The sequence below is a fragment of the Mycobacterium ulcerans subsp. shinshuense genome (assembly GCF_002355775.1).
GTDB classification, from domain to species: Bacteria; Actinomycetota; Actinomycetes; order Mycobacteriales; family Mycobacteriaceae; genus Mycobacterium; species Mycobacterium marinum.
Genome location: NZ_AP017624.1, coordinates 5,409,023 through 5,431,289 on the forward strand (window position 1 = coordinate 5,409,023; position 22,267 = coordinate 5,431,289).

Genomic DNA, 22,267 nt, shown 5'->3' on the forward strand with positions numbered 1-22,267 from the left:
GCTACACCGTCAGTGCGAAGTTGGGGTTGACGCCGTAGAGCGCCAACGCGGCACACAAAACAACAACATTGACCGAGACCAGTGAGAAACGCATCGAGCGCCCCACCGCCTCGCCCACACCCACCGGTCCACCGCCGGCGTTGTAGCCGTAGTAGCAGTGCGTGACCATGACGATCGCCGCGATGATGATGGCCTCCAAGAATGACCAGAAGACGTCGTCGGGACGCAGGAACGTCCGGAAGTAGTGCTCGTAGGTGCCCGACGACTGTCCGTAGAGCACCGTCGTGACCATCTGCGGGGAGAAGAACGACATGATCATCGCCAACGCATACAGCGGGATGATCACCACCAGGCCGGCCATGATGCGAGTGGACGCCAGGTAGGAAATGGACTTGATGCCCATCACCTCCAGGGCATCGATCTCCTCGCTGATCCGCATGGCTCCCAGCTCGGCCGTCGCGCCGGCGCCGACGGTGGCCGCCAGCGCGACCCCGGTCACCACGGGACCGGCGATACGCACGTTGACCAGTGCGGAGAAGAACCCTGTGAACGCCTCCACACCAATGTTTCCCAGGGACGCAAAACCCTGGATGGCGATCAGCGAGCTACCGGAGAGCGTCACGAAGCCGACGATCGCGGCGGTACCGCCGACGACGGCCATCGCGCCGGTACCCATGCCGATCTGGGCGATCAGCCGCAGAATCTCTTTGCGGTAGTAACGCAGCGCGTGACCCGACTGTCCGAGGCTGGTCAGAATGAACCACGCCAGGCGCCCCGATTCATCGAGTCCCCGGGTGACCGAGCCAGCGTAGCGATTGAAGTTCGCAATCGCCCTCGGGAAGCGGGCCCGCAGTACTGCGGCTGTCGACATGTCAGTGCCCCGTCCCGAATCGCACGCCGATCGTGGTCAAGATGACGTTGACCGCGTAGAGCGCGACCACGCACAACACAACTGTCTCGTTGACGGCGGTACCCAGACCCTTGGAACCGCCGCGCACCGTCAGCCCGCGGTAGCACCCGACCAGCCCGGCGATCAGGCCGAACGTCGCCGCCTTGACCATCGCGATCGTCACCTCGGGCATGCCGGTGATGGTGGTCAGCGTGGCCAGGTAGGCGCCGCCGTTGATGTTCTGCAGGTAGACACCGAACAGGTAACCGCCGACCAGGCCGACGGTGATCACCAGGGCGTTGAGCAGGGTGGCGACGAAGGTCGCGGCGATGACGCGCGGCACCACCAGTCGGTGGATGGGGTCGATGCCCAGCACTTCCATCGCGTCGATCTCTTCACGGATGGTGCGAGCTCCCAGATCGGCGCAGATGGCCGTCGAGCCGGCACCGGCCACCACCAGCACGGTGGTCAGCGGGCCGAGCTGGGTGACCGCACCGATCGCGGCACCGGCGCCGGAGATGTCGGCCGCACCGAACTGGGCGAGCAAGACGTTCAACGTGAAGATGAGCAGCACCGTCAGCGGGATGGAGACCATGATGGTCGGCAGCAGCGCCACCCGCATGACGAACCAGCACTGCAGAATGAGTTCCCGCCACTGGAACGGCCTACGGAATAGCGCCTTTCCGGTCAGCACACACATCCGGAAGAACCCGCCGACCATCGTCAGCGGTGTCTCTAGCTGGTCGCGAAGGTAGCCCATCAGGTGCGGGCCAGAAGACGTCGTCACCGTTGCCCCTTCCCGATAGGAGCACGCGGATCGCGGCTACACGGCCGATCTCGTCGCACGCCTCCTCCTTGCCCCGTCCCTAGGTGTGTGACCGACGGCTCACTACCGGCAGGCAGTAACCGAGACCACAGGAATCTACCTGATGCCTGTCTACGTGTGAACCGCATCCACACAATTAACACATCGTCTGCAGCCAGCGAACATTTTCGACCTTCTTAGCTTCCCTCTCTGAATTCAAATGACCTTGACACAGAAAGGCTTTCGGGGTAGACGCCTACTCCGTAGCGCAAACGCAATTCAGTTTTTAGCACCTTCCCGGAAGGGTTTCGCGGTAGTGCGTCTACAATCTCGAGCGCCTTCGGGTGCTTGTAACGTGCAAGCCGCTCGGTCAGGTACTCACCTAAGTCTTCGATGCGAAGGTGGTCTTTCGTTACAGCCGCGACCGCTATCGGTACCTCGCCCCACTTTTCGTCGGCTCGGCCGATCACCGCGACCTCGACAATGCTGGGGTGGCTGGCAAGCACGTTCTCCACTTCGGCGCAGTAAACGTTCTCTCCGCCGGAGATGATCATGTCCTTCTTGCGGTCCACCACCCAGACGTAGCCGTCCTCGTCCATCCGGACCAGATCCCCGGAATGAAACCAACCGCCGGCGAACGCTTCTGCGGTCGCTTCCGGGTTGTTCCAGTATCCGCTCATCAGTGTTGGTGCCCGGTAAACGATTTCGCCGACCTGACCGATGGGCACGTCGTTCATCTCGTCGTCGACGACGCGAGCGGAGACGGTCGGGATCACTTTGCCGACCGAACCTCGCTTTCGGATCGCATCTTCGCCGAGCAGCATGCAGGTGACCGGAGACATCTCGGTCTGACCGAACGCCGCCATGATCTGCGTTCCCGGGAAAACCTCTGACATCTGACGCAGCAACGCATCCGGTGCCGGTGCGGCCCCCCACGACATCACCCGAAAGCTCAGTTCACGTGGCCGGGCTTGTTGTTCCGCGCAGACGGCCTGCCACTGGGCGGGCACCAGAAAGATGCCGCTGACCCGTTCGGCCTCCAGCACGTCGAGCAGCTGGCCGGGGTTGAACGCGCCCAGTGGATAGATCACGGTGGGGACGCCGAGCAGCATTCCGCTGAGCATGTTGCCGATCCCGGCGATGTGGAAAAACGGGACGCCGATGAAACCCACGTCGCTGTTGATATTGGCACCGCCGGTGTAGAGCGCCGTCATCACCTGGCCGGTGAGGTTCGTGTGTGTCAGCACCGCGCCCTTGGGCCGGCCGGTGGTGCCGGAGGTGTACATGATCAGCGCCGGCGAGTCATTGGGGATGTCGACCGGTTCGGGTGGGTCACCGGTCTCACTGATGAGCTCGTCGTAGCCCACCACGGTGGGATCGGATGCGCCGCCGGCTACCACGATCGTGCTCAGTGCGGGAGCGATCTCGCGGACGCCCACGGCGACCTGGGCCAGCACTTCTTCGGTGATGACCAGACGCGGTGCGCAGTCCTCCACCAGGAACGCAATTTCGGACGGCGTGAGCCGGAAATTCAGCGGAACCGCGATGGCACCCAGCATGTTGGCGGCCAGAACAGACTCGACGAACTCGGTGCGGTTGAGCATCAGGATCATCACCCGGTCCCCGAAGCCGACCCCTCGGCGGCTTAGGGAACCGGCCAGCGCGGCAACCCGATATCGCAGGTCAGCCCACGTCACGGTGTGACCGAGGTACCTGATCGCGGTGGCCCGCGGCTGCATCATGGCATGCCGCTCGAGTTGGTTGACCCAGTTCTGCCGGCGAGCCAAATAAGGCTGCTCCAGGGCGTGAGCGGCCTGCGGCAGGTGGCTGGCCAGTTCCGCGGTCAACTATGCAGTCCCTTCACTTGCGCACCGCTTGCGTCAGACTGATATTTGATAAAACATGGTGTTGCCTGGGTCACATTAATGTGCCCGGCGGCCCCAAACAAGACCCGAGACAAGACCACGTAAAGCCCCGCCACGATCCGGAAAGACCTGGCAGGCCGTATGAACATACCGCTGTCCGCGCGTCGCAAAAGCCGGCGGCCACTACGCCGCGCGCAGTTGTCCGACGAAGTCGCCGGCCATCTGAGAGCGGCCATCATGTCCGGAACGTTGCGACCGGGAACGTTCATCCGCCTCGATGAGACCGCGGCCGAACTCGGGGTGAGCATCACCCCGGTTCGCGAAGCCCTACTGAAGCTGCGCGGTGAGGGCATGGTGCAGCTGGAGCCGCACCGTGGTCATGTGGTGTTGCCGCTGACCCGCCAGGACATCGACGCCATCTTCTGGCTGCAGGCCACCATCGCCCGCGAACTTACGGTCACCGCCACCGAACGAATCAGTGAAGTCGACATCGGGGAACTCGAGCACATCAACGATGCGCTCACCGCGGCGGTCGGGGCCAGCGATACCGAGGCGATCGCCGCGCTGGAATTCGCGTTCCACCGCGTCCTCAACCAATCCAGCGGGCGGATCAAGTTGGCCTGGTTTCTGCTCAATGCCGCGCGCTACATGCCCGCGCAGCTCTACGCCAGCGACCCGCAATGGGGTGCCGCAGCGGTGGACAATCATCGGCAATTGATCGCGGCATTGCGGCGCCGCGATACCGCGGCGGTGATCGAGCACAGTGTCTGGCAATTCACCGATGCCGCGCACCGGCTGACGCAAATGCTGGAGACCAACGGAATCTTCAACTGACCCCGTGGAATTCCGCCGAATTTTCTAGCCGGCGGTCAATTGTTCGGCACGCAATTTGAGATTTGCGGCGAGTTGCTCGAGCACATTGTTGAGTAGCAGCTTCACCATCGGCGGCGGCACCGGCATGCTGGGCTCGACGTCAATGTCCACCGTCAGCAAACTGGCGGCACCGGCTTCCACCACGCTGAACAACTGCTCCTGCTTGAGGAACAAATCGCCCTGCTGCATGACGGTTTGAATCTGATTCTCGCCCGGGTAGTACACGGCGTGGATGTAGACGCCCTCGAAGCCTTGAACCGAGGCGTCAAGCCGCACCTGGCTGGGACGGCCGTCGTCGTAGCGAGCCAGCACCCAGGCCCCTTTGACCCCTTCGTTCCATTCGGGGTACCGCTCGATATCTGCGACGATCCCCATGATCGATCCGGCGTCGGCGCTGACTTCGACGGTCTTGCTCAAAACTGGCATTGGCGAAGCATACCTGGGCACTCGGCAGGCGTCGGGCGTGCAGCCAGGCCGGTGATTAGGGTGTGCCGGCAGGGCTCCGGCGTTGTTGATTAGCAGGCTTGTGAGCTGGGGAATTGTGGATTGAGGAGGTCTAGGCGGCGGTTGGCGGTCAAAGCAGTGATCCGGCAGGCTTCGGCGATGTTGTCGGCGCCGTTGAGGCGGTGCAGATTGATCGCGGTGTTGCGTAGCGTTGCTAGGACCTGTGCGCCGTTTCCGGTATGTGCCCTTTGACGGTCTTCGTCGAAGGTGACGTCGCGTATCCAGTGCAGGCTGTTCTCGATTCCCCAGTGTTGACGCATCCAGGTCATGATCGCGGTAGGGCGGGCGTGCTCGAACGGCAGGCTGCAGATGGCATAGACCACCTCCACGCTGCGCTGGTCGGTGGCGGTGATCAAGCGTTCACGAGTGATCCGGATGATTTGTTTTGCGTAGGGGAAGCCGATTCCTCGTGCAGCGGTGATGATTTGCAGGGTGCGGGTCTCGACACGGCCGTGGCCGCGGGAGTCGTCGGTAGCGGCTGCGGGCACCTCGGCCCAGGGCAGCGCGGTGATACGCGCAAGTATTTTGGCTTGGTTGGACTTGACGATCATCAGGTAGTGCGACTTCAAGGTGGCGCAGATCAACTTCGCGGTGACGACCTGGGTATGCATCGCATCCACGGTGACCAGCCACCGCAAGCTACCCGGCAGCAGCGTGAGCAGGGCACGTACGCAGGGAATTTCATTGCTTTTCTCGGCGACAGCGAGTTGACCGAGCACCAATCGGGCACGGTGGGCGAACACCGACACGAGATGCGTGGCTGTCGCTTTGGCGCGTAAAGCACCACGCAGCATCTTGCCGTCCAACGCGATCGGCACCAATCCACTGGGGTCGCTGCTGGCCACGTGTGCAGTGAAGTAACTGCCCATCCTGGCGTTGAGGTCGGCGGGGTCTAGCCGAGACAAAACAGCGCGGAAGGTCTTCTCACTGGGCCGCCGGAACCGGACCCCTAATTGGGCCAACACATCATCAGGAGCGGTGGCCGCCCATGTGGCAAAACCAGCATAGCCGCGCATCCCCGCGGCAGTGGCCAGAACCGCGATCGCCAACAAAGCCATCAGCGAATACCTCCGACCGCGTGGGCCCCTCGGGTCTGGCACCGAGGCCAACACATCGAGAAACTCCGATCCGATGAGCCCGCTGCGCTCACCAGGACTCCAGCGGTCGAACACCTCTGGAACCGACGACACAGGCAATACTGAAACGGTAGGCACGGGCAACTCCAGACCAACGACGAACAGTAACCAACTCGATCGTTCTCCAGATAGCCCGTGCCTACACTCCGGCCCCAATAGCGCGGCACCAAAGATCATCAACCCAGCTCACAAGCCTGCTAATCAACAACGCCGGAGCCCTGGGTGTGCCGGTACCTAATTCACGCACGCGGTGGCCAGCAATGTGCGGATGGTCTCGGGGATCGGAACGGGTTTGCGGCTGACGCGGTCAACGTAGACGTGCACCCAGTGCCCCAGCGCGGCGATCGGCCCCGGCCCAGCCGGTCCCTCCCCGGCGCCGGGACTGGAGTTGAACACCGCAAGGCGGTAGGTGACGCTGCTGCGGCCCAGCCGCGTCACCGCCAGCCCCACCACGGGCTCTTGCGGGAAATGCAGTTCGGAGAAGTATCGACAGCCCGACTCCGCGACGATGCCCAGCGCGGCGGTGGTGAGCGGGTCAAGGCCGGTGCGGGTGTTGATCCAGGCGTTGATGGCCGTGTCGAACAGCTGGTAGTAGACGGCGTTGTTGAGGTGGCCGAACATGTCGTTGTCGGCCCAGCGGGTGAGCACCGGCCAGAGCACCGGAAAATCACCGCTGGACAGCTCGTCCGGGGACGGCCCCGCGGGCACCGATGGAACTGGGACTTCAGCCATGGTTGTATTCCAACATGATTCACATCCGGGGTGCGGTCCTGGAGCGAATCGGTTCGCCCCGGCCGTACGCCCAATCTCGTCCCATCAGCGTCGTCGATCTCGATCTCGATCCTCCGGGCGACGACGAGGTGCTGGTCCGCATCGAGGCCGCGGGCGTGTGCCACTCCGACCTGTCGGTGGTCGACGGCAATCGGGTCCGGCCGGTGCCGATGCTGCTGGGCCATGAGTCGGCCGGAATCGTCGAGCGGGTCGGCGACCGGGTCGACGATCTGGCCGTCGGCCAGCGGGTGGTGCTGGTGTTCCTGCCGCGCTGCGGCCACTGCCCGTCCTGCGCCACCGAGGGCATCACCCCCTGCGCACCGGGCAGCGCGACCAACGCCGCCGGAACCTTGCTCGGTGGCGGCATCCGGATCAGCCGTTCTGGGCAACCCATCTACCACCACCTCGGCGTCTCGGGTTTCGCGACACATGCCGTGGTGAATCGGGCCAGCGCGGTTGCGGTGCCCGACGAGGTGCCCCCGCAGGTGGCCGCACTACTGGGATGCGCGGTGTTGACCGGCGGAGGCGCGGTGCTCAATGTCGGCAAGCCGGTAGCCGGGCAGTCGGTCGCCGTCGTCGGGCTCGGGGGGGTCGGGATGGCCGCGGTGCTCACCGCCTTGACTCAGGACGGCGTCGCGGTATTCGGCGTGGACCAATTGCCCCAAAAGCTCTCGGCCGCAGAAGCCCTCGGGGCCAGCGCCACCTATACCCCACAGCAGGCCGCTGCCGCAGGCGTGAAAGCCGACGTGGTGATCGAGGCGGCCGGGCACCCGGCGGCGCTGGAGACCGCGATCGGGCTGACCGCACCCGGCGGCCGCACCATCACCGTCGGCCTGCCCCCGCCGGATGCGCGGATCAGCGTCGCACCGTTGGGCTTCGTCGCCGAGGGGCGCTCACTCATCGGTAGCTACCTAGGCTCGGCGGTCCCCAGCCGCGACATCCCGCGGTTCGTGTCGTTGTGGCAATCCGGACGCCTGCCGGTGGAATCGCTGGTGTCCGCGACGATTCGGCTGGACGACCTCAATGAGGCGATGGACCACCTGGCCGACGGCACCGCCGTGCGTCAAATCATCGTGTTCTGACCCACTAATCCGGGTAGAACGCGTCCGCCAGGGCATGACCCTGCATCGCGAACAGCCGCTGCGAGGTCGTCCATTCCGGTAGTAGCGAATCGAACCCGTGGCAGGCGCGCGGGAAGATGTGCAGTTCGGTGGATACCCCGGCTCCCAGCAGCCGCTGCGCGTAATCGAGCACTTCGTCGCGAAACGGATCGATCTCGCCGCAGGTGATCAACGTCGCTGGCAGGCCTGCCAGTTGACCGCGCCGGCCCGGGACCGACTCCGGTGAAGGTGTCTGCCCGGCCAGGTAATGACGCCACATGAGACTCGCCGCCTCACCATCGAAGGCCGGGGTGGCGCGGAACTCCGACCGGGATGCGGTGGGGCGATCGTCGAGCACCGGCTGGTGCAGCAGCTGGAAGATGACCGGTGGCAGCGACCCGTCGGCGGCGCCGTGCGCCAGGCCGGCGGCCAGGGTGGCGCCGGCGCTGCTACCGGCCACCGCCAGCCGCCGCGCGTCGAATCCCAACCGTGTCGCGTTGCCAACCACCCACGTCAGCACCTCGATCGCGTCGCGCAATGCCGCCGGGTAGGGGTGTTCGGGCGCCAGCCGGTAGTCGACCGAAACCACCGCACAGCGGGCACGACGAGCCAGCTCCAGGCACTGCCGGTGGTCGGTGTCGAGATTTCCCAAGGCGAAGCCACCCGCGTGGCAGTAAACGACTACCGGCGCCGGCGTCGGGGCAGCCCGGTAGATGCGGACCGGCACCGGCCTGCCGGCCTCCCCGGTGGCAACATCGTCGGCCACCGCTACCCCGGCGGCGGCCGTCTCGGTCGCGGCCGCCTCCCGGCGGCGCTGGTTCATCGACTCGCGCATCGTCAGGATCGACTCCGCGGTGAAGTCGATTCGCGCCGTCGCGACGGCGCGCAGCAAGGGGTCCAGCCGATCGACGGCCTCGGGTTGGGTCGCCGCTGCCCCGCGTTGCGGTCGCCACCGTCCGCGGCGAACACGACAGCGGGCTGGAAGCTGAAGTCTGCGGGCTTGAAGCGGCGCGTCATCCCCCAAAAGCTACGCGCGCTGCGCAGCCATTGCGTGACCACACGCCCGTTGGGCGCACGAAAGTAGTTGCTGCACTCGGTGGTCCAGACCGTCCCTGTCATCCACCGGTCGACCTTGGCTATGAATTCGGCCAGCACCCCCGGACGCACCGCGATGTAGGTCTTGGATTTGCGCCGCAGATGGGCCAGCGCCGCCACAATGCAGCGGGCCTGGGCTTCGAGCATGAAGATCACGCTGTTGGAGCCGACATTCGTATTGGGTCCGTAGAGCATGAAGAAGTTGGGAAAGCCGAGTACGGCAATCCCCAGATAAGCGTGCGCCCCGTCCCGCCAGACTTCATGCAGCCCAGCACCGTCCTCTCCGAGGACTTCCAGCTGACCCAGATAGTCGGCCGCGGCATAGCCGGTGGCGCACACCACGACGTCGACGTCGTATTCGGCGCCGTCCGCGGTGACCAACGATCGTTGCCTCAGGTAGCGGGCCGGGCTGGTCACCAGCTCAACATTCGGGCGGGTCAGGGCGGTCAGAAACTCCGATGAGAACACCAGGCGCTTGCAGCCCATCGGATGGTCCGGGGTGAGTTGGCGACGCAATTGCGGGTCGCTGACCGTGTTTTCGAGCATCCGCAACGCCAGCTCCGTGAATTCTTTGGTCTTCGGGCTGCCGTGCTCGATCACGGAGATATTCGACTCGCTGCGCAGCCACAGCCGGGTCCGGTATAGCCGCGCGGCAAACGGAACGTGGGCGAAGACCCAGCGTTCCCAGCGGGAGTAGGGCGGATCCGGCTTGGGCAATATCCAGGTCGGTGACCGTTGTATCGAGTACACCCGATCCGCGACCTTGGCCAACTCCGGCACCAGCTGCGCCGCGGTCGAACCGGTACCCAGCACCGCGATTCGGGCGCCCGCGAGCGGCACCGAGTGATCCCACCGCGACGAGTGCATCACGGTTCCGGTGAAGCGCTGCTGCTCAACGAGATCCGGATAGGCCGGCCGGCTGAAGATGCCGACGGCCGATACCACGACACTGAATTGGTGCTGTTCACCGTCCGCGGTGCTCAGGGTCCACTGCCGGGTCTGGCTTTCCCAACGTGCGGATCGTATTTCGGTGCCCAGCCGCAGATGGGGTCGCAGCCCGTACCGATCGGCGCAGCGCTGAAAGTATGCCAATATCTCGGGCTGTCCGGACCACAGCCGTGACCAGCCCGGATTGAGGTCGAACGAGTACGAGTACAGGTGCGACTTCACGTCGCAGGCCAGTCCCGGATAGGTGTTGATCCGCCAGGTGCCGCCCACGTCGGATTCTCGGTCGAAGATGGTGAAGTTCTCAAAGCCACGGTTTTTCAGCAGAATTCCCAGCGCCAGCCCGCCGGGGCCCGCGCCGATGATGCCGACCGATAGCGGGCTGGTCATGGCACCTGCAGGCACTGTCCGCCGTCGACCACGAGTTCGGATCCCGTGATGAATGATGAGTTCTCGGAGACCAAGAACGCCACCGCATCGGCGACTTCGGCGGGCCGGCCCAGCCGGCCGAACATCGAAACCGCCGCCAGCCGAGCCTGAGTCGGCTCATCGAGCATGGACGTCGCGATCGGCCCCGGGAACACCGCGTTGACCCGGAAACCGGCGGGCGCCAATTCGGCCGCAGCCGTTTGGGTCAGGCCCCTTAGTGCCCACTTGGCCGCACCATAGGCGCAGTGGTGTGGGAATGGCCGGATCGCCCCGGTGCTGCAGATGTTGACAATCACCGGGCCTTCGGCCGCGCTCAGCGCGCCGAGCGCCGCCCGCATGCCAAGGAAGGCACCCAGACAGTTGACCCGCCAGCCACTTTCGAAGCCGGCGGCCGTCTCATCGACCAGCGCCGCACGGTGCAGCACGCCGGCATTGTTGATCAGTGCGGTCAACGCCCCGAATCGGGTGACGGCGCGCTCGACGGCCTCCTGCCATTGCGCTTCATCGGTCACATCCAGGGCCAGGGAAATCACGGCATCGTCGCCCGACTCGGCGACCAGCGCATCGAGTCGGTCGGCGCGTAGATCGCATGCCGCCACCGAGTGGCCTTCGGCGCGCAGTCGTTGGACAATCGCCCACCCCTGCCCGCCGGCGGCTCCGGTTACCAGCGCGACGCGCCCGCCGCCGGTCATAGGGTGCCCGCCGTCGCCTCGTTCAAGTATTCCGCGGCTCCCCGGCGCAGCGCTTGGGACTCGGCCGCCAGGGTGATCATCTCGAATCCCAGCTGCGCCATCGCTTTACCCGCCTTTGCGGCGCCGGCGTGGATGCCGGTGTGTAGGCTCGCCGCCGAAGCCGCGCGGTGGATTCCGACGACGGCCTGCCGGACCGCTGCGTGATCGAGCGCGCCGACGACGCCGGTTCCCAGCGAAATCGCCAGATCCGCGGGTCCGACATAGATTCCGGCCAGACCGTCAACCGCGCAGATGTCATCGATGGTCGAGAGCGCCGCGGCGGTCTCGACCATCGCATAGACGCCCGCCCGGGATTGCAGCTCGGCGGGATCGGTGCCCAGGCTTGCCCGCAGCGGGCCGTAGCTGCGCACCCCGGCCGGCGGATAGCGGGTGGCGGCCACCGCCGCGGCGGCCTGTTCGGCCGACTCGATCATCGCGATGATGACGGCATCGGCGCCGGCGTCGAGCACCCGCCCTATCGGTCCCGGATCCGCATTCGGCAACCGCACCACGGTGGCGATGGGCACACCTTCGAGTCGCCGGAGCAGGCCGGCAACGTCGGCGTCGTCAAGGTAACCGTGCTGGGTGTCGAAACCGACGTAATCGTAGCCGGCCCTGGCAAATTCCTCCGGCCCCAGCCACGTTGGACCGGTGATCCAGCCACCCCAGAGCGGCGTGCCCCGGCCGAGCCGCTGTTGGAGGTTGCTGACGACCTTCATGCGGTGATCGCGATTTTCACCCGTTCGGGCACCGGCCGGCACGCCAGTTCGAACGCCGCCTGCACGTCTTCGACGTCGAAATTGTGCGTGAGATAGCCGCTGAGCAGTTCGGGGTGCTCGGCGGCGAACTTCCCGGCGAGTTCGAGCATGCGCCGGCGATCCTGGGTGACACCGGATTTCAGGGTCAGGTTGTTGCGCAGCATGGTGCGCATGCTGATCGGGTAGGCGTCGTCGTCGGCGACGCCGAAATAGAACACGGTGCCCCCCGGCGCCGCGGCGTCGATGGCGTGCCCCAGGGTAGCGACCTGATGTCCGACGGCTTCGATGACGATGTCGGCACGATCGCCGGCGCCCAGCTGGCTCACCCAGCGATCGCTGGTGGCCCGGACGGCGTCGTCGACTCCGAATGTTGCCGAAAGGTTCTCCCGGTCGATCGGCTCGACCCCCGTTACCCGGCGGGCCCCCGCCACTTTCGCGGCATGGGAGAAGAGCAGCCCGATCGACCCCTGTCCGATGACGGCGACGTGCCGACCCGTCAGATCCGGTAGTTGCGCGCAGGCGTACAGCACACAGGCCAGCGGCTGCAGGCCGACCGCTTGAGTGGGAGTAAGCCCCGGGTCATAGGGCGCCAAGCCGTCCCCATCGGCGATCACCCGCTGCATCAGGCCGTCGAATCCCGATGCCCAGCCCACCACGCGGTCGCCCTGGTGGTGGGCGCGATGCCTGCTGGCGATGACTTCACCGGCCACTTCGTGAATCGGGAAGCCGTCCTTGGCCGCCGCGCTGTGGCCGTCATCTCCGGGCAGGTGTCCCCTGGCACCGCGAAAGGCGGGCAGGTCGCTGCCACACACCCCGGCGGCCTGAAACCGCAGCAGCACTTGCCCTTCCGCCAAGCACTCGGGTGTCTTGTCGGCGATCGAGGTGCGCCCGAACAGGTAGGGGGCAATGATTCGATAGGACCACACGTCAAACCTCCACCGGGATCTTGTTCCATCCCCACTGGAAGCTGGATGGCAATCGGGTGGCCTGCGCTGCGCAGATCTGGAATTCGGGCACCCGCCGGAACCATTCCTGCAGTAGTACCGAGATTTCGAGCCTGGCCAGGTGATACCCGATGCAGAAGTGCTGACCACGGCCGAACGCCAGGGAGCGCCGGATCGGCCGATCCCAGATGAACTCGTCGGGATCCGGGTACTCACGCTCGTCGCGGTTGGCCGAAGCCAGCAGCGTGATGACGCGCTGGCCCGGCTCGATGGTTTGGTCGCCTATGGTGAACGGCTTGCGTGCGGTTCGGGCAAACCATTGTGCGGGGGCACAATAGCGGATCATCTCCTCGCGCGCGACGTTCACGTTGGACTGCGGGTCGGTGCGCACCGCCGCCAACTGGTCGGGACGCCGGCTGAGCTCCCACAGCCCGTGCGCCACGATCTTGGGCACGGTCTCGGTTCCCCCGATGAAGATGCAGAGCATCTGGGTGGCAACCTCGGTGTCGTCGAGCGCACTGCCGTCGGGCAATCGGTAGCGCATCAGGCCGTCAACAACCGGAAGCTCCCCGGTCGGATCCGCCCGGCGCTGCCGCACGACCGGGACCAGGAACTCCAGATAGTTGGGCCGAGTCTCGGCGGTGTCGACGCCGACGCCAGGTTCGGTGAGGCTGCCCGCATTGACGGCGGCAAGCACCTCTGGCGCCAAAGAGGCTGGCATTCCCAGTAGTTCGCATACGATGCTGGCCACCACCACACCGCCGTAGTCTTAGGTGAGGTCGAATGAGCCTTGCGGCAGCAGCCGGTTGAGTCGTTCGTTGGCTAGCTCGCGGATTCTGGCTTCGAGCCCGGCCACGGACTTGGGCCGAAGCGGTGGGGAGTGCGCGCGGCGGATCTCGCCGTACAACGGTGCGTCGAAGACCGCATGAAACGGCAGCGGATGCCACGGCGGGTCGTCCACCGGGCCGCTATTGTGCCGGGCCAGCACCGACGCGGCCGGCAACGTCCCCTCCGACGCGACGAACGTTCCGTCGTTGACTTCCAGTACCCGCCAGATGTCGTCGAAGCGCGAGATCGCGAAGGTATCCCATTGCGGCAGGTAGTACACCGGGTGTTGGTCGCGCAGGACGCGATACTAGGGCAACGGGTCGGCCATCACCCGGGCGCCGAAAGGGTCGTAGCTGAAGTTCACTGCAGCGGCGAAGGCGGTAGGGACTGCAGAATGGAGTCTTCCCAGCCGTCACGCAGCGCCGGGGCCACGCTCATCCATGTGACGATCTCGGCGGGCGGGCTCTCCTTCCAGGACGGGTAGTGGTTGGCAAAGCACTCCCAGCCGCCTTCCAGCGCCCAGTAGTGGATGACCTCGTTGTAGCGAAACGTCGTGGTGAAGGAGCCGAGCCAGTGTTTGCCCGTGCGCTCCGACCAGGGCACATAGAGTCGCTCGAGTTCTCGGATGTAGTCATCTTGGCGGCCCGGCTTGGTTTGCATGATCTCTTGAATCACCAGCGGGGCAGTGAAATTGGATGCGCGTAGCTGTGCCAGGGTCTTGTTGGCCGGACCCGGGTACATGATCCGCCCCTCGCCACGCGCTCCGATGTCCGCCAGGAATGCGGCCCACTTCCCGGCCGCGGCCTCCTGGCTGCCGCCTTTGGCCTGTGCGGCACCAATCCTGGAATAGTCGGCGAAGCCATCTATCTCCCAGATGATCGTCACCTCTGGCCAGCGGCCGTTGTAGGGGGTGGACTCCCAGATCGCGAACAGCCGGGCGCCAAGCTCCTCCATCATCGGCTGACAGACTTGGACAAACAGTTCGGTGAAGCGGTCGCTTCGCCCGGATCCCAGCTTGATCGTCTCGTGCAGATACAGCAGCGTATGCCCGTAATATTTTTTCATCGACCCTCAGGTTCCTCGGGTTCACCGGGTTCCCCGGCTAGCCCGACCACGCCGTGTCGGCGAGTAGCTGCTCGACGGAAACAACACAGCCGTAAGGAATTCCGGCCGCCGTTAGCGCCTGCCTTTTGAACGCCAGTGCCGCGGCACTGAGCACGTGTTGCACCGGGGCGATCGCGCGATCGACCCCCAGCGGCCACCCCTGACCCCACAGCGCAACTTCGGTCCACCGGCACTGCAGGGCTTCGGTTAGCTTCGCGCGCACTCGCTCATCGGCGGCAAAGGCGGCGGCGCCGACGGCCAGGCTGTGGCCCATCGGAGCGCGGCCGGTCAGACCCGCTTCCAGCTCCATCGCGGTTGCCCCGAGGATCTGCAGCGGCCGGATATCGTCGCCGCCGGGCACCAGCACTCGCACCTGCCAGCCGGCCATCACCCGGTCGCACAGCCAGCCTCCAGCCGCCTGAACTACGTCGATGAAGCTGGCGGCCACGACCTCGACCCGATAGTGCAGGCCGTCGTCGTCGGCATCGGTTCGTCGTAGCGTGCCCCCGTCCGCCGTGGCGCCGAGGTCCAAAGTTGGAGTGAGCATCGATCCATCCCTCTTGCACGGGACCACAGCCGGACCCGCGCGGACTGCCGCGTTTGCCATGGGCCGCCCGCCACACCGAGCCGCCCGCCCCTCATCGGACAGTGGGACACTTTCGGGATATTTTGTAAAGTCTCGCGCGCGGTCAGGACTTGCGGCGCGCCGCCAGTTCACCCAGCACTTGGTCGGTGTGCTGACCGAGCTGCGGCGCCACCGAACGTGGCGTGCATGGTGTGCCGTGAAAGTCGGCGGGGGTTGCCACCATCGGCACACTCGAGGCCCCGTCCGGCACGTCAACGATGCCGCCAGCGGCATGGAACTGCTCGTCGGCGACGATGTCTTCGAGGCTGTTGATCGGCGACCAGAAGAAATCCGGTTCAGCGTCGAAGATCTCGGTCCACTCGGCGAGAGACCTGGTCGCGAAGATCTGGTCCAGTTGCGCGATGAGCTCTACCGCGTTGGTCGCACGCCCGCGCGCATCGCCGTAGCGCGGATCGGCCAGCCAGTCGGGGCGTTCAACGACGCGACACAGGGCGGGCCAGTGCCGGTCGATCTCCAGTCCGACGATCCAGAATCGTCGCCCGTCGCCGGCGGTGTAGTTGTTCATGTACGGGTTGCCCATTGATTCACGTTGTCCGATTGCGATCTGCTGACCGGTGAGCAGGTAGGTGTTGAGGTCAAAGCTCACGGTGTAGGCCCCCTGGCGATACAGCGATGTGCTCACCAACTGGCCCGTCCCGGTCCGCTCCCGCGCCAGCAGCGCGGCACAGACGGCGGCGGCCAAGGTCATGCCGGTCGTGTGGTCCCCCATGCCGCCGCGCTGAAACGGCGGCGTGTCCCCGGGCCGGGTGAGCAGATGCGCGAGGCCACCGCGCGACCAGAAGGCCGCCACATCATAGGCGGCGCGATCGGCGTCGGGCCCGGTCTCTCCGTACCCGGTGATGAGCCCGTAGACGAGGCGTGGGTTGCGATCGGACACCGCAGCGAAGTCGAGCCCCAGCCGTCGCAACGCCGCCGGGCGCACGTTGGTGATGAAAACATCAGCGTCGGAGAGCAATTCGTACGCAAGCTCGCGGCCGGTGTCGGTGGACAGGTCCAGCACGACGCTGCGCTTGCAGCGGTTGTCCATCTCGAACGGCGGGTTCATCCCGAGATCGCAGCCCAGCATCCGGCCGAACAGCCGGCCCGGATCGCCGGCCGGCGGTTCTATCTTGATCACGTCGGCACCCCAGTCGGCCAGAATGGCGGCCGCGGCCGGCGCCGCGACCCAGACCCCGAGCCCGACAACCTTGATGCCTTCCACCGGTCCCGCCATGGCTCCTTCCTACTCCGGTAGGCACGCGGCATCGCGCCCGCATCGGCACCCAGGCTCTGCATTTACAATGTTTACAACATTTGTAAATGCAGGGGTGGTGCCTTGCCGGAGAACAGGGTGATCGCGCTGGCTCGCCTAGCCACTCATCTCGGCCGTGGCCTCGGCCGGGTGGCAACCGACGCCGTGCTGCGCAACGCCAGAGCATTCCCCCGCCGCATCCACGACCTGGATCCGCCGGCGTTGTCGGAAATCATGGGGCGCAGGGTGTCCTCGGTGTCGGTGCTCGATGACAGCAGTGGGACGACGTCGCGGGCCCGACTAGCGCTGAGCGGCAACGACGTTCCCGAGTCGGTGTTCGTCAAGATGGCGGCGGCTACGGCCGCGACCAGATTTATCGGCGAGCTGGGCCGGCTGGCCGAGACCGAGGTGAGTTTCTACCGCGACCTGTCCCCGAGTTAGCGCCCGACGCCCCAACGGCATACGGCTGCGCGTTCGATCCGCTGACCGGCCGATTCGTGCTTGTCCTGGAAGACTTGGCAGCTCCCGCCGAAGGGACATGCGATTTCTCGGACACGCTGCATCCGTTCGACAACGATCAGGCCGCCCTGGTGGTCGAACTGCTTGCCCGCCTGCACGCGACGTACTGGGTACGGCTCAATCACGGCGGTGTCCGACCATTTGGATGGCTGTATGCGGCCTCGCGTGATCCGAGCGTGCCGCTGGTTCCCACCATGCTGCGGGCCTCGTGGCGCAGGTTGGGCGGGCACGCCGCGGCGCTCCTGCCAGGTCGCGACTTTGTCTTCGAGCACTACCGGGCGATCACCGGACTCATCGACGCACCGCCACACACCGTGCTGCACGGCGACGCGCACCCGGGTAATTGGTATTTCCGCTCATCGGGCGGCCCGCTCGCGGCGGGTCTGCTCGACTGGCAGGCGGTCCGGCTCGGCCACCCCGCCCGCGATCTCGCTTACACGTTGATCACCGGCATGACCACCACCGACCGTCGGGTCACCGAGCGCGAACTGCTCGACGTCTACCGCCGTGCATTGGCCGCCGCCGGCGGACCGGAGCTGGACCGCGAAGAGCTATGGCTGCGCTATCGACAAGCCGCCGCCTACGCCTATGTCGCAACCACGATCGTGGCCGGCCTGGGCGGCATGCAGGCCGCAGACATCGCGCTCACCGGCCTGGACCTGACAGTCGCGGCCTTGCACGACCTGCAGACCGTGGCCGCGTTACGGGCCGCCGATCTAGGAGGAACGTCATGAGCCTGGCGGCCGGGCATGGCCCGCTCAGCACGCATCCGGCCGGGCTCTTCTGCCCGCCGGTGCCCGATGGTTTGGTCTACGTCGAGCCACATCCTCGGCGTATCCAGGCATTTCGCAATGGGCGCCTGGTAATCGACACCGAGCGCGCGCTGATGGTGCACCGACGGGGCCACCCGCTGCGCTACGTGTTTCCCACCGACGAGATCACTGACCTACCGACTCAGCCCGAGACCGCCGCACCCGGCTTCGTCCATGTTCGGTGGGATGCCGTCGACATGTGGCTCGAAGAGGGCCGCCGACTCGTGCACTACCCGCCGAATCCCTACCACCGCGTCGACTGCCGCCCGACCACGCGGCAGCTGCACGTCGAGCTGGCCGGCACCACGCTGGTGAACACCCAGGACACGGTGATCGTGTTCGAAACTTCGCTGCAACCACGTCTGTATGTGACGCCCGCGCAGGTACGCACCGACCTGCTGGTGAGGTCACAGACCTCCAGCCACTGCAACTACAAGGGCGTGGCGACCTACTGGTCGGCCGTCGTCGGCGACATGGTCGCCCCTGACATCGCCTGGAGTTACGAAGATCCGCCGCCGGAAAGCGTTCCGATCAAAGGGTTCTTGAGCTTCGACGAAGGGGTCGTGCAGGTCACCGCGGAGTTGCCAGCAAGGTAGCCGGCACATCGGGGCGCCAGGCTCAGGCCGCTTCGATCACCTGGACGCGAAATCGGTCGATACATTCCAGCGCGTGCGCAAGGCCGTCACCGGGCAGACCGACGTGCACCCACGTCACCCCGAGCGTCGCCAGCTTTTCCAAACCGCCCAGGTAGGCGTCGGCATTGAAGTCCGCGCTTGCCGGACCGCCGCCGTCGAAGTTGGTGAAGGTGACATCGATCGCGGAGAAGTCCCGGCCCGCCGCGTCACATTTGCGCCGCAAATCGTCGATACCGGCGGCGAGCCGATCCGCCGAGTCGATGGCCGCAGTGCCCGCCGTCTGCGCCAGCGGTGCCGGCGCAGGGAAAGGACACCAGCCGTCCCCGTGGACGGCGACGCGTCGGCGCGCTGCCGCCGTGTTACCGCCCACCCAGATGGGCGGGTAGGGATTGCTGGCCGGGCGGGGGTGGGCGGTGATTCCCCGCGCGCTGAAATGGCGTCCCTCAAAGGATATGTCGTCGCTGGTCCAGACCGCCCGGATCACCTGCAGTGCCTCGTCGAACAGCTCGGCGCGTTCGGCATGGTCCACACCCAGCGCCGCGAACTCCCGCTTGAGATAACCCACGCCGACCGCGAAGATGAACCGACCACCCGACAGTAGATCCAGCGTGGCAGCGGACTTCGCCACCACAAACGGGTTGCGATACGGCAAGACGACGATGTTGGGTATCAAGCGCAGTGACGTCGTTTGTGCCGCCGCAAAGCCCAGTGCGACAAAAGGATCCAGCGAGTCGTGGCCTCCCGCCTCGAGCCAGCGCTGCGACGGTGCCGGGTGGTCGGTGAAGCCGAAGCCGTGAAAGCCGGCCCGCTCGGCCGCCGCCGCGACGGCCGCGACGCCGGCGCCGGAGGCGAGTTCGGGGTGGTACGGATGACTGTGAATCGGGTGGGTGATGATGAAGCGCAACGATATTCCCGCCCCTAGAACCGCGACCGGGCATCGATCGAGGTGTCACTGGTACGAAGCGGCCGGATCAGCGCCTCCTGGGCGAACGAGGCGATGAGGGCGCCCTGTTCGGTGTGCACCGTGCCGCGCACATAGGACATTCCCGCGCCGACCTGAGTGCTCTCGTGGCTGTAGAGCAACCAACCGTCCCAGCGCACGGGTTCATGGAAGCGACCGAGATCGTCATCGGCGCGGTCGACACGCTCAGATGGGCTTGGCTGGTGCCGATGCCCGGATGCGCCCGCATGGTGGTTGAAATCCCAAGGTGGCCGGTGAAATACGCGATCAGCGCCTTGGCCAGGTCGTCGCGGTCCGGAATTGGTTCGTAGTGCAGCCACGCATACAGTTCCGGCGGCCCCACCTCGTCGGGACTGTTGACGTCGACGACATCGACGAGCCGCAACTGCCGGCCGGCCATCGGCATTTCCGAAACGTTGGCGTCGGCGGGCGCAACCACCGGTGGGCGCGGCAGGTGATGCTTGATCACATCCCCGGTGGGGATGTCGGCCAGCACCGTCACGGTCAAGCAGCGCTTGCCGTTCTGATTGGCCGCGACGATCGCGGTGGCCGTCGATCGGCCTTCATGGACTACGTCGAGGACCAGTTCGAGCGGCGGGCCGACGATGACGGCGCGGCAGAAAACGGCGTGCGCCGAGCGCACCGACTTGCCCTCGAACCGGCTCGCCACGGCCATGATGGCCTGCGCGACCACTTGGGTGCCTTCCACCACCTGCCGCCCGTCGTGGCCGGCGATTCCAGTGTCGGCGGTGAACCGATCGACCCCCTCGGCGCGCACCTGGAAAAGTTCGAGCAGGCCATCGACTGACCACTGGGCCTGTTCAGAATCTGTGGTCAATGCGCTCACCTCGCTGTCAGCTCCCGGCTCAGCGTGACATTTTGGACATTGTTTGTGAAGCACGGACGCCGGGTCGCCCCGCGTTGACAGCGGCACCCGAAGTGCATGACACTTTTGCCGTGATTTGTAACGGCACGCGTCGAGAGGTAAGCCCGCTGGCTCGCGGCTTCTGTTTCGGCGAGGGGCCGCGCTGGTTCGAGGGGCTGCTCTGGTTCTCCGACATGCTGGGCGAGGCCGTACACACCTCGGACATGCACGGCTCGCTGACCACCCTGCCGCTGCCCGGCCACTCCCCTTGCGGGCTGGGGTTCCGGCCCGACGGGACACTGTTTATTGCGTCGGCGCACGACCGGCTGGTCCTGCGCTACGACGGCGACACCGTGGTCACGGTCGCCGATCTGCGCGACTTGGCACCCGCCGACCTCGGCGACATGGTGATCGACCGTGCGGGCCGCGCCTATATCGGGTGCCAGTCCTTCTCGGGCGGCGTGATCATCCGGCTAGATACCGACAACAGCGCACAGGTCGTCGCCGAGGACCTCGACTTCCCCAACGGGATGGTCATTACCCCCGACCACGACACGCTCATCGTCGCCGAGTCGGTCGGCCGCCGGCTCAGCGCATTCACCGTCAGCGCCGACGGCGCGCTCAACGACCGCCGGGTCTTCGCCGCGGGCCTGGACGGGCCCCCCGACGGCATCGCCCTCGACGCCGAGGGCGCGGTCTGGGCGGCCATGACGCTGGCTCACCAATTCGAGCGGATCGTCGCGGGCGGGGTGGTGACCGACCGCATCGACATGGGTGATCGGGTTGCCATCGCATGCGCATTGGGCGGGCCCGGACGCCGCACGTTGTTCCTGCTGTCCAGCACCGACGCGTATCCCAAGCGGCTGATCGGCACCCGGCTTTCCCAGCTGGATGCCGTCACCGTGGCCACCCCCGGCGCCGGCCTGCCTTGATCGGCCCCGGCCCCGGCCCCAACACGGAAGAGTGGTGATATGACCGACTCCTATTACGAGCTGATCGATGACGCCGATGCGCTGGGCGAGAAGTTTGCCGCGACCGACCTGGTGCGCGGCACCTGGTCGGCCTCGATCCAACACGGCGCTCCGGTGTCGGCGCTGCTGGTCCGAGCGCTGCAGCGATGCGCCTGGCGTGAAGACACCCGGCTGAGCCGGGTGGTCGTCGACTTGATCGGAGCGGTGCCGGCCGACGGCGACCTTTGGGTGAGTTCGCGGATCGAACGCGGCGGCAAGCAGCTCGAGTTGGTCAGCGCCCAGCTGGCCGCGCCAGGCCCCGATGGCCGGCCCCGGGCGGTGGCCCGCGCCAGCGGATGGCGACTAGCCCAGTTGGACACCCAAGAACTCCGCCACGCGGCCGAACAGCCGCCCCACCCGCTCGCCGAGGCCCGCAACCGCAAGCTGGCGTCGATGAGTTGGGACCGCAACTACGTGCACAGCCTGGACTGGCGCTGGCTCACCGAGCCGATGACCCCGGGCCCGGGTGAATGCTGGATCAAGCCGACCGTGGATCTGGTCAACGGCGAGACCATGACGCCGCTAGAACGGCTGTTCGTGGTGGCGGACTGCGCCAACGGCATCGGCAGCAAGCTGGATATCACCAAGTGGACCTTCCTCAACACCGACCTAGCCGTGCACGTGTTCCGGATCCCGGCCGGGGATTGGATCGGCATTCGTGCCGAAACCAGCTACGGACCCGACGGAATCGGCACGGCGGCGGGCACCCTGTTCGACCAGCAAGGTGCGGTCGGCACCATCGCGCAATCGGTCCTGGTGCGCCGGCGGGCCCGATGATGTTGGAAAGCAGCGCCAAAATCGGTGACACCCG

General features: G+C 66.0%; 20 protein-coding genes and 3 pseudogenes. 6 read left to right on the plus strand and 17 right to left on the minus strand.

The genetic code is table 11. The features are described 5' to 3' along the window. Position 1: 1 nt before the first annotated feature. From SHTP_RS24055 to fadD5, 3 genes are all read right to left on the minus strand, one after another. Positions 2-871 carry an MlaE family ABC transporter permease gene (locus tag SHTP_RS24055; protein ID WP_012392390.1) on the minus strand — a complete coding sequence of 290 codons (870 nt, stop codon included), beginning with the start codon at positions 869-871 and terminating at the stop codon, positions 2-4. Between the two features lies 1 nt (position 872). Continuing rightward, on the minus strand, positions 873-1,649 hold the full coding sequence (locus tag SHTP_RS24060; protein ID WP_015354177.1) for an MlaE family ABC transporter permease: 777 nt from the start codon (positions 1,647-1,649) through the stop codon (positions 873-875). A 242-nt stretch (positions 1,650-1,891) separates the two neighbouring features. Beyond that, a complete protein-coding gene (gene fadD5 / locus SHTP_RS24065; RefSeq protein WP_096372005.1) occupies positions 1,892-3,541 on the minus strand; it encodes a fatty-acid--CoA ligase FadD5 in 1,650 nt (549 codons plus the stop codon). 159 nt (positions 3,542-3,700) lie between these two features. Here fadD5 and SHTP_RS24070 point away from each other — a divergent pair, with 159 nt between their 5' ends. Then, positions 3,701-4,393 (plus strand): GntR family transcriptional regulator, encoded by a 693-nt coding sequence (locus SHTP_RS24070; RefSeq protein ID WP_096372006.1) that lies wholly within the window; start codon positions 3,701-3,703, stop codon positions 4,391-4,393. 24 nt (positions 4,394-4,417) lie between these two features. Here SHTP_RS24070 and SHTP_RS24075 read toward each other — a convergent pair whose 3' ends face one another. The 3 genes from SHTP_RS24075 to SHTP_RS24085 all read right to left on the minus strand — a co-directional run bounded on the left by SHTP_RS24075 (position 4,418) and on the right by SHTP_RS24085 (position 6,780). After that, positions 4,418-4,858 (minus strand): SRPBCC family protein, encoded by a 441-nt coding sequence (locus tag SHTP_RS24075; RefSeq protein WP_015354174.1) that lies wholly within the window; start codon positions 4,856-4,858, stop codon positions 4,418-4,420. Positions 4,859-4,947: 89 nt separating this feature from the next. Next, positions 4,948-6,150, minus strand: coding sequence for an ISAs1-like element IS2404/ISMul1 family transposase (locus SHTP_RS24080; protein ID WP_420873047.1), 1,203 nt, complete (start codon positions 6,148-6,150; stop codon positions 4,948-4,950). 156 nt (positions 6,151-6,306) lie between these two features. Continuing rightward, a complete protein-coding gene (locus tag SHTP_RS24085; RefSeq protein ID WP_096372008.1) occupies positions 6,307-6,780 on the minus strand; it encodes an acyl-CoA thioesterase in 474 nt (157 codons plus the stop codon). A 38-nt stretch (positions 6,781-6,818) separates the two neighbouring features. Between SHTP_RS24085 and SHTP_RS24090 the strand changes: the two genes are divergently transcribed. Beyond that, the gene (locus SHTP_RS24090) at positions 6,819-7,925 is read left to right on the plus strand and encodes an alcohol dehydrogenase catalytic domain-containing protein (protein WP_197706205.1); all 1,107 of its coding nucleotides are present in this window, start codon (positions 6,819-6,821) and stop codon (positions 7,923-7,925) included. Between the two features lie 4 nt (positions 7,926-7,929). Here SHTP_RS24090 and SHTP_RS24095 read toward each other — a convergent pair whose 3' ends face one another. The 9 genes and pseudogenes from SHTP_RS24095 to SHTP_RS24135 all read right to left on the minus strand — a co-directional run bounded on the left by SHTP_RS24095 (position 7,930) and on the right by SHTP_RS24135 (position 16,636). Further along, the gene (locus tag SHTP_RS24095; RefSeq protein ID WP_096372643.1) at positions 7,930-8,844 is read right to left on the minus strand and encodes an alpha/beta hydrolase fold domain-containing protein; all 915 of its coding nucleotides are present in this window, start codon (positions 8,842-8,844) and stop codon (positions 7,930-7,932) included. Then, on the minus strand, positions 8,781-10,373 hold the full coding sequence (locus SHTP_RS24100) for a flavin-containing monooxygenase (protein WP_096372010.1): 1,593 nt from the start codon (positions 10,371-10,373) through the stop codon (positions 8,781-8,783). The genes SHTP_RS24095 and SHTP_RS24100 overlap by 64 nt, the downstream gene beginning before the upstream one ends. Continuing rightward, positions 10,370-11,104: an SDR family NAD(P)-dependent oxidoreductase gene (locus SHTP_RS24105; protein ID WP_096372011.1), complete on the minus strand. Its 735-nt coding sequence runs from the start codon at positions 11,102-11,104 to the stop codon at positions 10,370-10,372. Before SHTP_RS24105 ends, SHTP_RS24100 begins: the two co-directional genes overlap by 4 nt. After that, a complete protein-coding gene (locus SHTP_RS24110) occupies positions 11,101-11,862 on the minus strand; it encodes an HpcH/HpaI aldolase family protein (RefSeq protein WP_096372012.1) in 762 nt (253 codons plus the stop codon). The genes SHTP_RS24105 and SHTP_RS24110 overlap by 4 nt, the downstream gene beginning before the upstream one ends. After that, complete coding sequence (locus tag SHTP_RS24115) at positions 11,859-12,827, minus strand: zinc-binding dehydrogenase (protein WP_096372013.1); 969 nt, start codon at positions 12,825-12,827, stop codon at positions 11,859-11,861. The genes SHTP_RS24110 and SHTP_RS24115 overlap by 4 nt, the downstream gene beginning before the upstream one ends. Before the next feature lies 1 nt (position 12,828). Beyond that, positions 12,829-14,037 (minus strand): annotated as a pseudogene (locus SHTP_RS24120) (cytochrome P450). Beyond that, a complete protein-coding gene (locus SHTP_RS24125) occupies positions 14,034-14,738 on the minus strand; it encodes a hypothetical protein (protein WP_012392377.1) in 705 nt (234 codons plus the stop codon). The pseudogene SHTP_RS24120 and the gene SHTP_RS24125 overlap by 4 nt, the downstream one beginning before the upstream one ends. Positions 14,739-14,775: 37 nt before the next feature. Continuing rightward, positions 14,776-15,324 carry a hypothetical protein gene (locus SHTP_RS24130; RefSeq protein WP_096372014.1) on the minus strand — a complete coding sequence of 183 codons (549 nt, stop codon included), beginning with the start codon at positions 15,322-15,324 and terminating at the stop codon, positions 14,776-14,778. Between the two features lie 142 nt (positions 15,325-15,466). Next, positions 15,467-16,636, minus strand: coding sequence for a CoA transferase (locus SHTP_RS24135; RefSeq protein WP_096372015.1), 1,170 nt, complete (start codon positions 16,634-16,636; stop codon positions 15,467-15,469). Positions 16,637-16,753: 117 nt separating this feature from the next. On the opposite strand from SHTP_RS24135, the pseudogene SHTP_RS24140 reads away from it, so the two are divergent. After that, positions 16,754-17,907, plus strand: a pseudogene (locus tag SHTP_RS24140) (phosphotransferase). Next, positions 17,904-18,581, plus strand: coding sequence for a DUF427 domain-containing protein (locus SHTP_RS24145; RefSeq protein ID WP_096372016.1), 678 nt, complete (start codon positions 17,904-17,906; stop codon positions 18,579-18,581). Before SHTP_RS24140 ends, SHTP_RS24145 begins: the two are co-directional and overlap by 4 nt. 22 nt (positions 18,582-18,603) lie before the next feature. On the opposite strand, the gene SHTP_RS24150 is transcribed toward SHTP_RS24145, so the two are convergent. Together SHTP_RS24150 and SHTP_RS24155 are read right to left on the minus strand one after the other, a co-directional pair. Continuing rightward, positions 18,604-19,524: an LLM class F420-dependent oxidoreductase gene (locus SHTP_RS24150; protein WP_096372017.1), complete on the minus strand. Its 921-nt coding sequence runs from the start codon at positions 19,522-19,524 to the stop codon at positions 18,604-18,606. A 14-nt stretch (positions 19,525-19,538) separates the two neighbouring features. Then, positions 19,539-20,428, minus strand: a pseudogene (locus SHTP_RS24155) (acyl-CoA thioesterase). Positions 20,429-20,520: 92 nt separating this feature from the next. On the opposite strand from SHTP_RS24155, the gene SHTP_RS24160 reads away from it, so the two are divergent. Together SHTP_RS24160 and SHTP_RS24165 are read left to right on the plus strand one after the other, a co-directional pair. After that, entirely contained in the window at positions 20,521-21,378 is an 858-nt protein-coding gene (locus tag SHTP_RS24160) for an SMP-30/gluconolactonase/LRE family protein (RefSeq protein WP_096372644.1), read from the plus strand. 39 nt (positions 21,379-21,417) lie between these two features. After that, positions 21,418-22,233 carry a thioesterase family protein gene (locus SHTP_RS24165; protein ID WP_096372018.1) on the plus strand — a complete coding sequence of 272 codons (816 nt, stop codon included), beginning with the start codon at positions 21,418-21,420 and terminating at the stop codon, positions 22,231-22,233. Positions 22,234-22,267: the final 34 nt, after the last annotated feature.

Bases quoted from the DNA above. Each gene is read 5' to 3' on its own strand.
- SHTP_RS24060 (WP_015354177.1), bottom strand. From the start codon at position 1,649: ATGGGCTACCTTCGCGACCAGCTAGAGACACCGCTGACGATGGTCGGC.
- SHTP_RS24090 (WP_197706205.1), top strand. From the start codon at position 6,819: ATGATTCACATCCGGGGTGCGGTCCTGGAGCGAATCGGTTCGCCCCGG.
- SHTP_RS24165 (WP_096372018.1), top strand. From the start codon at position 21,418: ATGACCGACTCCTATTACGAGCTGATCGATGACGCCGATGCGCTGGGC.
- SHTP_RS24100 (WP_096372010.1), bottom strand. From the start codon at position 10,373: ATGACCAGCCCGCTATCGGTCGGCATCATCGGCGCGGGCCCCGGCGGG.
- SHTP_RS24075 (WP_015354174.1), bottom strand. From the start codon at position 4,858: ATGCCAGTTTTGAGCAAGACCGTCGAAGTCAGCGCCGACGCCGGATCG.
- SHTP_RS24130 (WP_096372014.1), bottom strand. From the start codon at position 15,324: ATGCTCACTCCAACTTTGGACCTCGGCGCCACGGCGGACGGGGGCACG.
- SHTP_RS24135 (WP_096372015.1), bottom strand. From the start codon at position 16,636: ATGGCGGGACCGGTGGAAGGCATCAAGGTTGTCGGGCTCGGGGTCTGG.
- SHTP_RS24145 (WP_096372016.1), top strand. From the start codon at position 17,904: ATGAGCCTGGCGGCCGGGCATGGCCCGCTCAGCACGCATCCGGCCGGG.
- SHTP_RS24110 (WP_096372012.1), bottom strand. From the start codon at position 11,862: ATGAAGGTCGTCAGCAACCTCCAACAGCGGCTCGGCCGGGGCACGCCG.
- SHTP_RS24105 (WP_096372011.1), bottom strand. From the start codon at position 11,104: ATGACCGGCGGCGGGCGCGTCGCGCTGGTAACCGGAGCCGCCGGCGGG.
- SHTP_RS24125 (WP_012392377.1), bottom strand. From the start codon at position 14,738: ATGAAAAAATATTACGGGCATACGCTGCTGTATCTGCACGAGACGATC.
- SHTP_RS24055 (WP_012392390.1), bottom strand. From the start codon at position 871: ATGTCGACAGCCGCAGTACTGCGGGCCCGCTTCCCGAGGGCGATTGCG.
- SHTP_RS24070 (WP_096372006.1), top strand. From the start codon at position 3,701: ATGAACATACCGCTGTCCGCGCGTCGCAAAAGCCGGCGGCCACTACGC.